The organism is Psychromonas aquatilis (genome assembly GCF_038155185.1).
In the GTDB taxonomy this organism is placed as follows: domain Bacteria; phylum Pseudomonadota; class Gammaproteobacteria; order Enterobacterales; family Psychromonadaceae; genus Psychromonas; species Psychromonas aquatilis.
This window is the reverse complement of sequence record NZ_JBAKAZ010000033.1, coordinates 1-16,480: the sequence shown is the minus strand read 5'-3', so window position 1 is coordinate 16,480 and position 16,480 is coordinate 1. Positions and strand designations below refer to the sequence as shown.

12 protein-coding genes, 1 other RNA gene and 1 riboswitch are annotated in these 16,480 nt (G+C 35.4%); of the genes, 12 read left to right on the top strand and 1 reads right to left on the bottom strand.

Features of this window, described 5'->3' with window-relative positions; translation table 11 throughout:
• Positions 1-49: 49 nt before the first annotated feature.
• The 6 genes from rsmI to V6256_RS09650 all read left to right on the top strand — a co-directional run bounded on the left by rsmI (position 50) and on the right by V6256_RS09650 (position 8,406).
• The gene (gene rsmI / locus V6256_RS09675) at positions 50-910 is read left to right on the top strand and encodes a 16S rRNA (cytidine(1402)-2'-O)-methyltransferase (protein ID WP_341598010.1); all 861 of its coding nucleotides are present in this window, start codon (positions 50-52) and stop codon (positions 908-910) included.
• 60 nt (positions 911-970) lie between these two features.
• Positions 971-1,327, top strand: an RNA gene (gene rnpB / locus V6256_RS09670) — RNase P RNA component class A.
• A gap of 1,074 nt (positions 1,328-2,401) precedes the next feature.
• Complete coding sequence (locus V6256_RS09665; RefSeq protein ID WP_341598009.1) at positions 2,402-4,459, top strand: ATP-dependent nuclease; 2,058 nt, start codon at positions 2,402-2,404, stop codon at positions 4,457-4,459.
• On the top strand, positions 4,456-6,141 hold the full coding sequence (locus V6256_RS09660) for a UvrD-helicase domain-containing protein (RefSeq protein WP_341598008.1): 1,686 nt from the start codon (positions 4,456-4,458) through the stop codon (positions 6,139-6,141). The genes V6256_RS09665 and V6256_RS09660 overlap by 4 nt, the downstream gene beginning before the upstream one ends.
• Before the next feature lie 212 nt (positions 6,142-6,353).
• A riboswitch (FMN riboswitch) is annotated at positions 6,354-6,510 on the top strand.
• Positions 6,511-6,604: 94 nt separating this feature from the next.
• Positions 6,605-7,252, top strand: a complete 648-nt coding sequence (ribB, locus tag V6256_RS09655) for a 3,4-dihydroxy-2-butanone-4-phosphate synthase (protein ID WP_341598007.1) — start codon at positions 6,605-6,607, stop codon at positions 7,250-7,252.
• Positions 7,253-7,677: 425 nt separating this feature from the next.
• On the top strand, positions 7,678-8,406 hold the full coding sequence (locus V6256_RS09650) for a class I SAM-dependent methyltransferase (RefSeq protein ID WP_341598006.1): 729 nt from the start codon (positions 7,678-7,680) through the stop codon (positions 8,404-8,406).
• 155 nt (positions 8,407-8,561) lie between these two features.
• On the opposite strand, the gene V6256_RS09645 is transcribed toward V6256_RS09650, so the two are convergent.
• Entirely contained in the window at positions 8,562-9,431 is an 870-nt protein-coding gene (locus V6256_RS09645; protein ID WP_341598005.1) for an SDR family NAD(P)-dependent oxidoreductase, read from the bottom strand.
• A 589-nt stretch (positions 9,432-10,020) separates the two neighbouring features.
• On the opposite strand from V6256_RS09645, the gene V6256_RS09640 reads away from it, so the two are divergent.
• From V6256_RS09640 to V6256_RS09615, 6 genes are all read left to right on the top strand, one after another.
• Positions 10,021-10,698, top strand: a complete 678-nt coding sequence (locus V6256_RS09640; protein WP_341598004.1) for a response regulator transcription factor — start codon at positions 10,021-10,023, stop codon at positions 10,696-10,698.
• Complete coding sequence (locus V6256_RS09635) at positions 10,695-12,104, top strand: sensor histidine kinase (RefSeq protein WP_341598003.1); 1,410 nt, start codon at positions 10,695-10,697, stop codon at positions 12,102-12,104. Before V6256_RS09640 ends, V6256_RS09635 begins: the two co-directional genes overlap by 4 nt.
• Positions 12,105-12,225: 121 nt before the next feature.
• Positions 12,226-13,248 carry a glycosyltransferase family 2 protein gene (locus V6256_RS09630; protein WP_341598002.1) on the top strand — a complete coding sequence of 341 codons (1,023 nt, stop codon included), beginning with the start codon at positions 12,226-12,228 and terminating at the stop codon, positions 13,246-13,248.
• Positions 13,248-14,642: an ArnT family glycosyltransferase gene (locus tag V6256_RS09625; protein ID WP_341598001.1), complete on the top strand. Its 1,395-nt coding sequence runs from the start codon at positions 13,248-13,250 to the stop codon at positions 14,640-14,642. Before V6256_RS09630 ends, V6256_RS09625 begins: the two co-directional genes overlap by 1 nt.
• The gene (locus V6256_RS09620; protein ID WP_341598000.1) at positions 14,635-15,018 is read left to right on the top strand and encodes a GtrA family protein; all 384 of its coding nucleotides are present in this window, start codon (positions 14,635-14,637) and stop codon (positions 15,016-15,018) included. The genes V6256_RS09625 and V6256_RS09620 overlap by 8 nt, the downstream gene beginning before the upstream one ends.
• Positions 15,019-15,255: 237 nt before the next feature.
• Complete coding sequence (locus V6256_RS09615; RefSeq protein WP_341597999.1) at positions 15,256-16,146, top strand: DMT family transporter; 891 nt, start codon at positions 15,256-15,258, stop codon at positions 16,144-16,146.
• The last annotated feature ends 334 nt before the right edge of the window (positions 16,147-16,480 follow it).

The window sequence follows — 16,480 nt, the reverse complement described above, 5'->3', positions numbered from 1 at the left end:
ATATTGCGCGCATAGTTAAACAATCCTTTACACTTTAATAGAGTCAAATATGTCTGAAAATAACCAATTTAATAATGAAATAAGTGCAAAGTTGTATATTGTTGCAACCCCATTGGGCAATATCGGCGATATAACTTATCGTGCTATAGAAATTTTACAACAAGTTGATTTAATTGCAGCAGAGGATACTAGACATAGCGGGAAATTACTAAGTTATTACCAAATCAGTAAGCCTACTTTTGCTTTACACGACCACAATGAGCGCCAACGAGGCAGTATTTTAATTGAAAAAATTAAAGCAGGCGAATCGGTAGCATTAATTTCTGATGCAGGTACACCGTTAATTAGCGATCCGGGTTACCATTTAGTGAATGAATGTCGTGAAGCAGGTGTAGACGTAGTGCCTGTTCCTGGAGCATGCGCCGCAATTACTGCCTTATCTGCAGCAGGACTACCGTCAGATCGCTTCTCTTTTGAAGGTTTTTTACCAGTAAAAGAAAAAGCCAAAACAGAAAAGTTAACGTCACTAAGTGAAGAAACACAAACCATGATTTTTTATGAATCACCACGTCGTATGCTCGATACAGTAAAGCATATTGTAGATATTATGGGCAGTGACCGTAAATTAGTTGTCGCACGTGAGTTAACTAAAATGTTCGAATCATTTTATGTGCTACCGGCAGGTGAAATGTTGGAGTGGTTAGCATCTGATACCAATCATGTACGTGGTGAGTTTGTATTAATGGTGGCAGGCGCGAGTAAAGAGCAGGAAGGCTTATCAGTTGAGGCAATTAAAACCCTCACATTATTAAAAAAAGAGCTACCGTTGAAAAAAGCGGCGGCGATTACCGCAGAAATTTATAGCTTAAAAAAGAATGATTTATATAAATGGGGCCTAGAAAACCTCTAAGCTAAATATTTTGTAAGTGTATCGCTTGTTAAATAAGTGCAATTACGTATAATGCGCCGCGGAGTTGGCCAGATCGTCGCCGCTTTTATTATTTATAATAAAGGGGGAGGAAAGTCCGGGCTTCAACAGGGCAGGGTGCCAGGTAACGCCTGGGTAGCGCGAGCTAACGACAAGTGCAGCAGAGAGGAGACCGCCTACGCATTTATGTGTAGGTAAGGGTGAAAGGGTGCGGTAAGAGCGCACCGGCTAATGGGTAATCATTAGTGCAAGGTAAACTCCACCCGAAGCAAGACCAAATAGGCTTCCTGAGGCATGGCCCATGCTGGAAGCGGGTAGGTTGCTTGAGCCTGTGAGCGATTACAGGCCTAGACGAATGACGATTCACGACAGAACCCGGCTTATCGGCCAACTCCAACCTTTCTTAAAGTGTTGATTTCTAAACTATTTTTGCTGGCTTCTTTATTGAGGTTACACAATGAGTTACACACAGGCTAGAAATCAACACTCTTATTACTTCCATTTTCGAACCACTAAACATATTAAACACGTCATTAACAAATCTGAGATATTTGTATCTCTCAAAACTGATTCTATTTCATCTGCACGTTACAAAGTGGCTTTAAAGCTACCAATTATTAATCAACTAAAGTATATCAAAACTTCTAATGTTGCGCTTATTTAGTCCTTATATCATGAGCTAATATCCTTCAGTTACGATGAGTTAAAACCTTCAATTAAGGCCCCTACAAGAGTGCCTGTAACTTCATCTGTAAAGACTTCAGAGCCAATGTAAGCAAAGCCTAGGCTATTTTTAAATGATGCGTGGAAGGCTTGGGCAAACTTTAAAGTATGGAGTTCTCATTCAGCGAAAACCTATGAATTACATCGTCAATTTCTTGATGAAATATGGGGGAAGAAAACCTTAATTTAATGTCCGGAATTAGTTGACCCCTACATACATTAGCTTATTATTTCCTGCTTCTTTTTCTTTCTATACTATATATTGCGTAAAAACCCCAAAAGTGTGACAAATAATTTAATAATAGTTACCTCATTGATGCATTTACGAGTATTAAAGGAGTGAAAACATAGTTAAATTAACATTATTCACCAAGTCATTTTTTTATTAGCCGTATATATCTTGTACCGCAATTTAAGAATTTTTAATTCATATTCCTCTTATATTAAGCTCCTCTCCCTATTTGCAATGTTGTAATTGCCTATTTGACAAATGTATAAAAAATCAACTTGAAGATTTTTGGGATTAAATGTGAGTGAAGGTGTTAATAATAAGCGCCTGCTATTTTTTAATTATTAACGGTATAACATCTGTTCATGACTACTTGTTCAAAACAATGGGAAGGCGTTATTTTTTTCTTTATTTTATAATAAATTTAGAGCTTGGTAGTATACTGTAGGCATTATAAATTGAGTTATTATTTAGACATATAAATAATCCCTGAGCATTAAAGAATTACTAGCGAGGTAATTATGTTGTTAAAAAAAGTTGTTATATCTGGATACAAAAGCATTTCAATATTAAACCCTCAAACCGTTTATTTTGATTCAGATATAACTGCTTTTATTGGGCATAACGGAACAGGAAAAAGCAGTACATTAGAAGCTTTAAATAAGCTCTTTTCAGTTGACCATACCTTGCGAGGGATATCACCATCTGATTTTTATTTGCAAGACGACGCTGAAAGAAATACACCAAGAAGCTTAGCTATCGAGACTTGGTTTTCTATGGGGAATATTGATGATAAAAACCCTGCTATCCCCTCGTTGCTTAATGGTTTGATGAGTACTAGTGATACTGGTGAAATAATCTTTAGGGTTCGCCTAGAGGCTGATTTAACCTTTGATTATAGTCCATTAGGGGACGTGGATGAAAATATATGGATTGTAGATAATGATATGAAGGAGCCTCTAGAGGATAACAAGCATAGACTATCTGCAGCGCAACGAAATGCTATTCAAATTAATTATATCCCTGCTAATAGAGATCCTTTGTTGCAATTAAAATACTCATCTAAAGCAATATTAGGGCGTTTGCTTAAGGCTATTAAGTGGTCGGAAGGAGAGCAAGATACTTTTGAAAGAAAAGCTCAGGAACTAAATCAACTTGCTATTGTGAACCCTGCATTAGCACAAATCACCAAATCTATTAATCAAAATTGGCAAAAAATATACAAGGGTCGACATCTTAAGCAAGCGACTTTAGACTTCCCCTTGGGTGATGTAGATGAAATCCTAAAATTAATTCAACTCCAATTTATGCCTGACGCTATAGGTAATAAGGTTGATACAAAAAAGTTGAGTGATGGACAGAAGTCGCTAGTGTATTTTGCATTGACTAAGGCTCTTTTTGATATAGATAAGGAAACGAGAAGAGCTGTAATTAATCAAGATGTATCCAATTTTGATGCAGAGAAAATGAAACTACCTATTTTTAGTTTAATCGCTCTAGAGGAGCCTGAAAATCATTTGTCTCCTCATTACCTCGGTAGAGTGATAAAACTTGTTAAAGAATATGGATCTAGTGAGTTATGCCAGTCAGTTCTTTCATCCCACTCAGCTTCTTTAGTTGGGAGAGTAGAGCCCTCTCAAATCCGTCATTTCAGATTAGATAATGAAACTAAAAGCACTCATGTGCAATCATTGGTATTGCCTTTGGATGATGATGAGCAAGCAAAGTATATAAGCGAAGCAATTAAAGCTTATCCTGAGATTTATTTCTCTAAGCTTGTCATTCTTGGTGAGGGAGATAGTGAGCAGGTCATTATTCCAAAGCTGTTAGATCAGTATCAAACTGATATAGATTCTCATTCGCTCTCAGTTGTACCGCTGGGAGGGAGGCATGTAAATCATTTTTGGCGTTTACTTAATGGATTGCGAATCCCTTATGTAACATTACTTGATTTTGATATTGATAGGAATGGAGGAGGTTTTGGTCGAATTAAATACGCTATAGAGCAGCTTAATATTTATAACTTAAATATGCATTATTTACATAAAGGTATTTTGCATCTAATTCCTAAATGGAATGATAAAAGTGACCCAACTGAATTTTGTATACCATTTCAAATAGATGGTGTTAGTGACATTAAAAACATTAACGTTGTATCGGAGTTGGAAAAGCACAATGTCTTTTTTTCAAGCCCTCTTGATGTTGACTATTCAATGATTTGTGCATTTCCAGATATATTCTGTCAGAAAGATACAAGTTATGGTGAGCGTGGTCCGTTGGAGGGAAAGGAAGATGATGAGGATGCAGATATTGCAAAACAAGAGTTAGCTTTGATAAAATCCGTTCTTAAAAAAGGAAATTTAGGTAGGAGGTTTCAGTTTGGTGATAAGTGGGTTCGTAACTTCCTTTGGTATCGCTATCGTTTCCTATCAAATAAAAGTAAGCCAGCGTCTCATGTAAGGATGTTCTCTAAGATTGAGCAAACATATTTACCTCAACAGATAATAGAAAAATTGCCTCCTGAACTTAAGCGCTTATCAGAGCGAGTTATTGAGTTAGCCCGAAAGGTAATTGAATGATAAATGATTGGGATCCCTCTGAGGGCATTGAAGCTACAGATGAATTGATGGATATTATTACATGTAATGATTCTGTTGCTGTTCTTGCTGGAGCTGGGGCTGGAAAAACAGAGTTGTTAGCTCAAAAAGCTAGCTATTTATTTGTTACTGATAGGTGTGTATGGCCTAAAAGAATCCTCTCTTTAACATTTAAAACCGAAGCTCAGATTAATATAAACGAAAGGGTTTCTAAGCGCTGTGGTGTAAAAGCAAACCGTTTTGATTCATTTACATTTCATGCTTTTTGCAAAAGTATTGTTGATAGGTTTAAAAATACTTTAGACGAAATAGATAGGCCAAATAACAATTACGACATAGTTTTTAAGCGTGGGGAGGCTGTTGATAATACTAAGATATTAATGGATGACCTCTTTGTTCTTGCATTAAAGATATTAAAATCAAATGATAAGATTAGAAAAATGTTCTCTTCTTCTTATTGTTTTGTATTTGTTGATGAATTTCAAGATACGACTAATTCGCAGTATGAATTACTTCAAGTACTTTTCCATAATACAGATACTAAATTATTAACCGTAGGGGATATAAATCAGAGTATTATGCTTTGGGCAGGTGCTCGGAAAACCGTATTTAGTGATTATTTAAAAGACTTTAAAGCAACAAATAAATTCTTAATTAAAAATTATAGGGCTTCAAAAGAAATCCAAGACGTACTAGGGGTTTTGTTGAATTATATTAATGACTCAAAATTTTTACCTGCAGAGTTAGCTGCAACTTCCTCTAGTTGTTCAGTAAATCATTTCACTGATGAGTACCAAGAATCAATTGTTATTACTGAAAGTATTAAAGAACTTATTGCATCAGGAGTCAGTGAAAGTGATATTTGTATTCTTACAAAAGAGTTATCTTCACAATATACCGAAATACTCAGGGCTGAGCTTATTAAATCGGGGGTAAGATGCCTCGATATGTCTGATTTACAAGATGCTTTAAAGGAACCATTAGGGCAGATTTTTTCATTATTTATTAAAGCGTTAGTTAGCCCTACTCCAAAAGTAATGACAGAGTTGTTCAGTATTAACTTAGCTCTAAATAAAGTTGAAATAGGCGATGAAAAAGAAGAAGAGTTAACATTTAATCTAGCGCAGTTTATATCTTTAAAGGCATCATTGATTAAAAATGAAACTAGTATTAATGAGCTGATATCCTATGTGCGAAACTTTATTATTTACCTTGGAATTTCAAAAATAAAAGGTAGGTGGAAGCAATATAAGTCTCATGCTTACTACACTCTAATATGGAATACACTAGAAGTTCATATGAGAAATATGTGTGTTCAAGCTGATTCATTAGAGTGCGCATCAAGGCTATTTAATGCGGATAATGCAGTGCAGATAATGAACGTTCATAAGTGCAAAGGTTTAGAGTATCATGCGGTCTATTTTGTCGGGTTAGAAGACCAAGCTTTTTGGAAGTATAAAGCAGAGCCATTTGAAAATAACTGTGCAATTTATGTTGCTTTATCAAGAGCTAAAGAGAAATTGTTTGTTACATATACAGATAGTAGGGAGCATAGGGTCAAATTTGGCTATGATAATCGTGCATCGTCACATTCACATGTAAGAGGTATACTTAATACTTTACTGAAAAAGTGTAAATTTTCCTTGGTAAAACATATTATATAAACAGTATTATTGTTAATTTTATGGATTCGATACTTATTAGTAATTACACAGTTTTTATTACAGTCTCGGGTTATTGTTTAGCTTTTTTGTCTCTTGATGTGTATGGTTTTTAAGCTAAACCACTAATACTCTCATTATTTAATGGTATCTCATTAATTTCAACTATCTTCCTGCATATCTACAGGTTAGAATTCGTGCGCTAATGTTAACTTAGCAATTCTCAGGGCGGGGTGAAATTCCCCACCGGCGGTAAACCTAATAAGGTGAGCCCGCGAGCGCTTTATTAACAACTTAATCGTGTAATAAAGGTCAGCAGATCTGGTTTAATTCCAGAGCCGACGGTGATAGTCCGGATGAAAGAGAACACAAAGCACAACATAAGTTGTGCTAATTAACATCGCCTAATTATTGGGTGGTGTTACTCTCATGCCCTGATTCTGGTAACTATTCAAAGGAAAATACCATGAGTCAGTCTCTATTAAGTTTATTCGGTGATGCACACTCGCGTGTATCAAATGCCATTCAATCAATTAAAAACGGTTCAGGTGTGTTGGTCGTTGATGATGAAGATAGAGAAAATGAAGGTGACTTTATTTTTGCTGCTGAAACATTAACAACGCCACAAATGGCCATGATGATCCGAGAAGGTAGCGGCATTGTGTGTTTATGTTTGCCAACTAAAACCACTCAAAAGCTACAACTTCCACAAATGGTTAGCAATAACACTAGTCAAAATACCACGGCTTACACTGTGAGTATTGAAGCAAAACATGGTGTAACCACTGGCGTTTCTGCGGCAGATCGTGTCACTACCATTAAAACAGCTGTAGCACCGAACGCAACAGCAGAAGACCTATCTCGTCCTGGTCATGTGTTCCCACTACAAGCAGTTGAAGGTGGTGTGTTAGTTCGAAGAGGGCATACAGAAGCAGCAGTTGATTTAGCTACATTAGCAGGGTTTGCACCAGCAGGCGTTATTTGTGAATTAAGCAATGAAGACGGTTCAATGGCACGTTTACCCGAGGTTGTTAAATTCGCACAACAACATGATATGCCAGTGGTCAGTATTGATGATTTGGTAAATTATATTAAAGCTGAGCAAGTCGCTTAGTGTTCTTTAGCTTACATATTTAAAGTGAAAGTTAAGTCATGTTTAGTAGGCCGTCTATAGCAACTATAGACGGCCTTTTTATAGTTGAAGCAAAGAGTCGCATGAGCTTGATTCACCTATTTTTCCTTTCACGTACTAATACCTTAGTTTTCTATACAAGAAACATAATAAATAATGGACATTTTCAACATTTTCAATTGTTTAGTTGTCTTGTTATTTGTTTAATTCCCTCTCTGGTTTAGTTTCTGCTCTTATCTATAGCTCAGGTTAATCAATCACTGAAAAACACATGATCTATTTGAATATTAAGTAAATATAAAATACTGTATTTTTATAATTTTCGGGTTATAAATGCTAAAAACACGTTATGCTTTAAATTACTTAATCACCCATACGTACATAATCAAACTAATTAGAGGTGAAAAATGAAACAAAATATCTATGATGATCCTGGTTTTTTTGATGCCTATTCAAAAATGCCTCGATCAATTAACGGATTAAAATCTGCTGGTGAGTGGGAAATATTTAGAGAAATATTACCTGCTTTACATGGAAAAACGATACTTGATTTAGGGTGCGGTTATGGTTGGCATTGTCAATATGCGAGTGAGAAAGGGGCAAGACGAGTAGTCGGAATAGATTTATCTGAAAAGATGCTCGCTAAAGCAAAAAAAATGACCACTGTAAAAAATATTGAATACCAGCAATGTGCAATCGAAGACTTTGATTCTCATGACCATGTATTTGATATCATCTTTAGCTCTTTGGCATTACATTATGTTTCTGATTTGGGCTCTGTATTCCAACGAGCTTCAAACTTATTAGTTTCTGGCGGTACCCTTTGTTATTCAGTTGAACATCCTGTTTTTACTTCGAATGAAAGTCAAGACTGGTGCTATAAAAATGAAGAAATACAGCATTGGCCCTTAGATAATTATTTCCATGAGGGGGAAAGGTTTACTTCTTTTCTTGGGACAAATGTTGTTAAGTACCACCGTACAGTTGAAACTCATATAAAGTTATTATTGACTCATGGTTTTGAAATTACTGCATTATTAGAGCCGACACCACCTAAGACACTCATTGAAAAAATGGGGTGGGAAAGTGAATTAAGGCGTCCTATGATGTTAATTATTAAAGCCGTGAAAAAGTAATGGCTAATCCGCTATTAATTCAAAATATATAGTTGAAAAATACCAAAGCAGCCCGCCATAACTTCACAATAAAATAGGCTGCTTAATATATTGTTTTCTTGACGATTTTATAAAAATCTAATCATTAACCACGGATATTATTCGCTATTAGGCTTTTACTTTCCCCATTTATTAATGTTAGGTAGGAACTTGTAGAGTATCCAGTGGTAAAAGCGTTGTGGTAGACAAGTTCTAACGAGTTTAAAGAATATGACGTCTAAGGTACCTGCTACTCGCAGCGGCGGATTATTATGTTTCATCACTTTGAATACTTTACGGGCCACCGTTTTAGAAGTGGAAGGGGTGAGCTTCATGATCCGTTCAATAAAGTTTTCCATATTTATGTAATGTTGGTGATAGGCAGCGTCTTTTTCTGTAGAAGACAGTTGGCTTAATTCGGTCCTTTTAACTTTTTCAAATCCCTTTGAATTGATAAAACCAGGTTGAACCAATGTGACTTTAATATTCCATGGCTTTAGCTCGTACCATAGGCTTTCAGTCGCCCCCTCAAGTGCAAATTTTGAAGCGCTGTAAACAGCCATGGTCGGCATCGCCATTTGTCCGCCCATGGATGAGATATTAATAATTTTGCCTTTTCTTTTGCTTCTCATTTTAGGTAAGCACAAGCGAATCATTTCCATTGGAGAACGGAAGTTTGTGTTCATTTGTAATAATCGATTTTCTTCTGAGACATCTTCTACAACGGATCTAAAGGCGAAGCCTGCGTTATTGATAAGAATATCTACGCCACCGTGCTGTTCATTTATCTCTGTGATTAAGTCTAGTCTCATGTCAGGAGACGTTATATCGAGCGGACGCAGCATTATGTTATCGCTTTCCACAATTCCATTGTCATTAAAACGTGCCATTGAGTTAGGTCTTGCCGTTAATACCACGCGGTATTGTTCACTTGCTATCACTTTTCTAGCTATTTCAAGGCCTAATCCCGCAGAAGCGCCTGTAATTAAAACGAGGTCTTTAATCATGTTAGTTTTTCATTCTTTAATGTTGTTTATTTGAGTTAAATGTATTGTCAATGAAGCGTTATGTTTAGTGAGTATAATTTAAGTAATCAGGTGTCATTATATAAAGCTTTATCATTATTTTTCTTGCTAGCTATTGTATTAAATTATGGTATTTTTGCCTCCAAAGTAACGAGAAGAGCAAAATATCTCCGCCTCCTTTGTGACTTACTAAAACTTGCCCAATTAAATGGTAATGCTGGCTACTTTGATAAAGCGCATACAATAAAGATTATATTTAATAGTCTTTTATTTAATTATGTTTAAGAGCAAGCATGATTTGGCGTTTAGTCATTCAGCAACTAATATAAACTATAAAAAAATAGTTTGAATATATTTTGCATTAAAAAGTGAGTTAGAAGAGGCTAAATTATCCCTACAATCAGAAGTTAATTAGAAGTGTTATTTTGAGTAATTCCTTTACTTAATTGTAATAGGTCAATATTCATAGAATTAACAACACATAAAGAGTAATAAAATAATATGATTCCTCAGTAAAACTTAAGTTTTGTAGGACATAATTTCTTTTTACAAAAGACACGAGACTATTTATATGAAATTACTCTTAGTTGAAGACTCTGAATCACTTAGAAATAGCCTAAAAATGGGCTTAGGAAATTTAGGTTTTACGATTGATGCGACTGGTGATGGGGCTGAGGGCTTAACCATGGCTACAATGGGCAACTACGATCTTATGATTTTAGATCTTATGCTACCTAGTGTTGATGGTTTAACTATATTAAAAACTATTAGACGTAAAAAAAGTGAACTAAAAGTGCTTATTCTATCAGCTAAGGGAGACACTGAAGATCGCATTGAAGGCCTACTCTCAGGTGCTGACGATTACCTAGCGAAACCCTTCTCTTTTGATGAATTACATGTTCGTTTACAAACTCTCTCTAGAAGGGGCGCTTTAGTAATAGATGAAAATATTATTGAAGTTAATGACTTTATTTTAAACACTCAATTATTTACTCTCTCCTTTCATGGAAAAAATATTAATTTAACGCCAAATGAATATAAGTTAATTGAATGTATTTTTAAGAAAAGAAAACTGGTTTTTTCACCAGAAAAATTGAGTGAGTACTTAGCAGGGCAATATGATTCTATTTCTAAAAATACAATAGAAGCTCATTTATCCTCAGCTAGAAAAAAAGCCAAGGCAGCTGGAGGCGTATTACCGATTGTGAATAAACGTGGTTTTGGTTATATGGTTGATCAAAGTTTATGATGTCCATCAGAAATAATTTAGTTAAAAGTCTATCAATTTCACTTTCGCTTGTGTTTGCTTTAGTGATGCTGATTATCGATGTGGTACTTGATAATTGGGTAGATAAAGAATTTGAACAGTCACTTATGAGTAAAGCTTCATTATTAGTTGCTTTAGTGTCAGAAGATGAACGAGGTGTTGACTTTGAATTTTCTAGTGAGTTTATGCCTGAGTTCGAGAAGAAAGATAACGCAGAATACTTTCAATTATGGCTAGGCGATGAAATCTTTGAAAAGTCAGATTCATTAGATTTTCAATTAAACAATAGTTTGCCTTTTATAGCAGTATCAGAAGGTCAAAAGAAAATTATTGAGACTCGATTACCTGATGGGCGTGATGGGCTAATTATTTATTATGCTTTTAAGGCACAAGTTGATACCGCTAAAAAGTCTCGATTTGACACACATCTAAAAGAGACTGGTGTAGCCCAACCTACCATACTTTTAGCTTACGCTGCTTCGACGGAAGATACTGAAGATATATTAATTTTTCTAGACTTTTTGTTTATTCTAGCGACGTTTATTGTTGTTTTCTTAGTGGTATATGTGGTGAAGAATAAGGTCGATCTAGGGCTAATTCCATTGAATGAATTAAATAGTGAGCTTAAAAAAATTAAAATAAGCGATGAAAATTTAAAGTTATCAAATAAAAATTTGTCGTTAGAGCTAGTGCCTTTTATAGATAGTATTAATCGTTTTATTGATCAGAATAAAACGTTATATGAAAAAGAAAAACGGTTAACCTCAGACATCGCACATGAACTAAAAACGCCGATAACCGAGTTAATGAACCTTACTGAAGTTGTTATTAAATTCCCTCAAGATAAAATATATCAAGCTGATTACCCACAACAAGTGTTAGGCATTTCTTGGCGCTTAAAAAATGTCATCTCAAATCTTTTATTGCTAAATAAATTATCTGGTAACGGGCTTCCTAAGAATGATATTTTTGACTATCAACAAATTATCCATTCACTATATGCTCCTTATGAACATCGTATAAGGCTGAAGTTTCAAACTGAGCTTCCTCCTTTGCAAAATAATTTATTTGCAGTAGAAACTGTTTTGAAAAACTTAATTAATAACGCTATTCAATATAGCCCTAAGGACTCTGCGATATTGCTGACTTTGGATTCAGTAGGGGAGTTACCTCATTTCTCAATTTCAAATGAAGTATCCGAGGCATTATCTGTTGAAGATTTAGAGAACATGTTTGAACCTATGTGGCAAAAAGATATTTCACGTAGCTCCAGTGAAAATGTTGGTTTGGGGTTAGCCATTGTCGCTTCTCTTTGTGATGCCATTGATGCCGATATTAAAGTCACATTGACTCAAAAACTGATTACTTTTGATGTGTTATTTCACTAATCAATATTGATGCCTATCTAACTGGATTTTAATTAATCTATATTAAACATTCAGTCTATATTAAGTGAACCTTAAGTCTTCCATGAAATAGTGTTTCCTATCTTAACTTAGGAAACTTTATATGATCTTATATACCTCTACTAACCTCAAACAAAAAAATGCAGGGGCTTGCTCTATTGTGGTCCCAATTTATAACGAAGAAAATGTAATTCCTCAATTCCATTTTAGATTAAATCGTGTTGTAAAGTTATTAGATATTCAAGTTCATGTTATTTTTGTGAATGACGGAAGCTATGATAGCAGTACTCAAATTATTGAAAACTTAACTAATTTAGAATACGACTACACATTAATTAATTTAAGTCGAAATTTTGGTAAAGAGGCCGCTATGTCTGCTGGGCTAAGTAAAGCAGATGGCGATTTCACTATTATTCTTGATGTAGATCTGCAAGACCCACCTGAGTTGATCCCCTCTATGATTGATAAATGGAAAGAGGGGGCGGATATTGTTTGTATGCAGCGTAATAAAAGATATGGCGAATCATGGTTTAAAAAAGCTTCTGCCTTTTTGTTTTATAAAATAATTAATCGTTTAGCTGATTGCGAGATCCCAGAAAACGTTGGTGACTTTAGACTGTTAGATAAAAAAGTGGTGAGAGAGTTAATTCAATTACGAGAAAAAAATATATACATGAAAGGCTTATTAGCTTGGCCGGGATTTAATCAAGTCATTTTAAATTTTGATAGAGATCAGCGGTTTAGTGGAGAGTCCAAATGGCCGTTACAAAAACTACTCGCTTTAGCGATGGACGGTATCACTTCGTTTAGTACAAAACCATTACAAATAGCGACCTACCTTGGGGCTACAATTGCGAGTGGATCATTCTTTTATGCTATTTGGACTGTTTTAAAAACATTCATCTTAGGTGAAACGGTAACGGGATTTCCCACCATCATTGTTGCTATTACTGGATTAGGAGGAGTGCAATTACTCTCGATTGGTTTAATAGGGGCTTACGTCGGGAGAATTTATAATGAAGTTAAAAACCGACCTCGATTTATTGTCGCGTCTGAAATAAATAAAGCTGCAGCAGAAACAAGTAAAGTCATTTCAATCTCCTCTTCTCGAAAGGAGGTTATATAATGCGAAAGTCATCGATCGGCATTACTATTTTTATCACTGTTATCATGCTCATTCGTTTAGTTTCCCTCCAATTATATCCTCTAATGGATACAACAGAGGCGAGGTATGGAGAAATGGCGCGTTTGATGGTGGAAACCAATAACTGGGTCACGCCTTTATTTAACTATGATGTGCCTTTTTGGGGGAAACCTCCTATGCAAACTTGGGTGAGTGCATTATCAGGAAAAATATTAGGAATAAGTGAATTTTCATTACGTTTTCCTCATTTTATCAGTGGCATATTAACCATTTTACTTGTTGGGTATTTCGCTTATAGAAAACGCATGTCACCTTCACTGAGTATGTTTATTCTATTAACGTGTGCTGGGTTTTATATTGCAAGCGGTGCGATTATGACTGATTCATTGTTAACACTTTCAATGACTTTGTCTATGTTTGGTTTTTATTTTGGTTGGCAAAATCATAGCAAAAGATATGCATATTTAGGGTTCGTTGGAATAGGCCTTGGGTTATTGATTAAAGGACCCCTTATTATTGTTTTGATTGGCTTATCTATTGTCCCTTGGATCATTATTAATTATAAAGTGCTAGAAGGGGCAAAACAATTTTGGTTACGTATCCCTATTTTTTCAGGATTATTATTATCGTTAATAATTGCAGGTCCTTGGTATGCCATTGCAGAACAAGCAACTCCAGGTTTTCTTCATTACTTCTTAGTTGGTGAACATTGGTCTCGATTTACTGTTAGCGGATGGAGTGGCGACCTTTATGGTAGTGCACATGACGAGCCTAGAGGGATGATTTGGTTGTTTTGGCTATACATCGCCTTTCCTTGGTCTTTAGTTCTCTTATATCGACTAATCAAAAGCTCAAAAAAGAGCGTGTTTTTTACAGATAGTGAAAGTAAAAGTTGGCATACTTTTTTGCTCTGTTGGTTAATTTCTCCGATGTTATTATTTACATTTTCTGGCAATATTTTACCTATGTATGTATTACCCGGTTTACCTGCGATAGCTTTATTATTAGCGTCGATAAAACAACCATTGAGCAGAGTTGAAATATCTATTGGTTGTTTTGCGCCTGTTGTTGTCCTCTGTTTATTAATATTTGGAAAGCCAATTTTTGAAGCAAAAAGTGATGCTGTTTTAATAAGCGCAACAGATAAAAAATTCCCAGTCTATTATATTAATAACGATAGTTTTTCTGGAAGGTTTTACACTCAAGGGCAAGCTAAAATATGGCCGAAAGAAAATCAAAAAGTGATGTTTCCCTATTACATTGTGACAGCCAATAATCAAATCAAAAATAATATGAAAATATTAAATAACTGTCGTTTCAAAGCTAACAATAGAAAGCGCTCGCTGTATTTTTGCTCGAGTGATCACAATGAATAAAAAATTGTGCTTTTTAACTGTTGGGTTCATTGCCTTTTGTATTGATACCAGTGTTTTTTGGTGCTTATTTAATGTCGTTGGTATTGAAATGTATTGCGCTAGAATGACAGCATTTACTTTTGCAGTGTTAGTGACTTGGTATGGGAATCGAAGGTTTACTTTTCAAGAGCGCAAGCAATTAGCAAGATATAAACAAATTAGAAGAGCTTTTATTAGCTCTCTTTGTTCGCTCTTACCCAATATTACGTTTTTTTATCTTTTAACTTCTATTTTGCCACAGCCTCAATTTATTTATATCGCCTTTATAGGCGGGGTAATTGCAGGGACAATGAGTAACTTTATATTGAGTGATAAGTTTGTTTATAAGGAATGTTAGCACTTGGTGGGGATTTATTTATCGGTCTAATTTATTAAATATTTTTAACCCACCTCATATTTAATAAAGTAGTAAGAGACCAAAAAAGATCTTGGACACCCATTAATTAATCATAATCAAATCAGCGTATTACGATTTACAGATACAGGGTGTTCTGTCATTCTATATTGACATTACCAATAAAAAGGGGGGTTGTTGGTTACACTCTCTAGTTATCATACTCATTGGATCTAAGACATGACTCTTAACTACACGCCTACTATTAAAGATTGGTTTTCTCTGCTGCTACTGATTTTACTGTGGGGCACCTCCTTTATGTTTACCGCTGTTTCGCTAGAAAGCTTTAGCCCTGTTGCGATCGTTTCACTTCGGGTTTTAATTGCTGCGATTATTCTAACGATTTTTATGTATCTGAAGGGCTGGCGTTTACCTACTGAACCCTTAGCTTGGACGATATTTTTGCTGTTAGGTTTTATGGGTAACTTGCTGCCATTTTTCCTTATCTCCACGGGACAAAAAGAGATTAGTTCAGGTATTACCGGGCTATTGATGGCATTTATGCCATTGGCGACAATGATTTTGGCGCATTATTTTGTCTCTGGAGAAAGCCTTAATCGCTTCAAAATTCTGGGATTTGTATTAGGTATTACTGGTGTAGTGATTGTGCTGTGGCCATCTTTAGTAGGATCTCACAGTAACTTATTGAGTGGTCTATTGATTTTATTGGCCACGTTTAGTTATGCGATAAATGCTATTTTGGTGAGGAGGTTACGCTCTTATAATCCTGTTGTCACAGCGGCAGGAGTGATGATTATTTCCAGTATTGTTATCGTGCCATTGTGGCTTTGGCAAGATTTACCATGGCAACAAAGCTATTCTTTAAAAGCCTCGTTATCCATGTTGTGGTTAGGTGTTGGACCAACTGCATTCGCTACTATTCGTTTGTTTGCCGTTATCGGTTCGGCAGGCCCCACTTTTCTATCATATATTAACTATGTGATACCAATTGTGGCGTATTTTACTGGGGCGCTGCTTTTGGGAGAAACGATTGAATGGCACAGTCTAGCAGCCATGTTACTTATTATTGGAGGAATAGCACTCACGCGTAAACGGGTTGCCGCTAAATAAAGTAGAATGTATTCAGTTTCTAAGTACTTAGGCTGGACTTTAACATTTTGTCGCGTATTAAATTCGGGAGTTAACGGATTAACCAAGGTAATCAAAAAGTATCGGATCTAACAGCTAGCCAACAACAGCCTATAACTTAGATAATGACTTTATTGTTAATAAGTTAAAGCGCTATGGTATGTTAGTTAGCATATAAAAAGGTTAGCAACTAACAGGCTTGGTTGGCTTAATACATTTATTTTTCGTTAACTAGGATATGTTGATAGTTGCTGAATTAGTCTTATACCAATCTGTAAAATTAACTGGTCAGTTTCATCCAATCCCTAAAGCACAT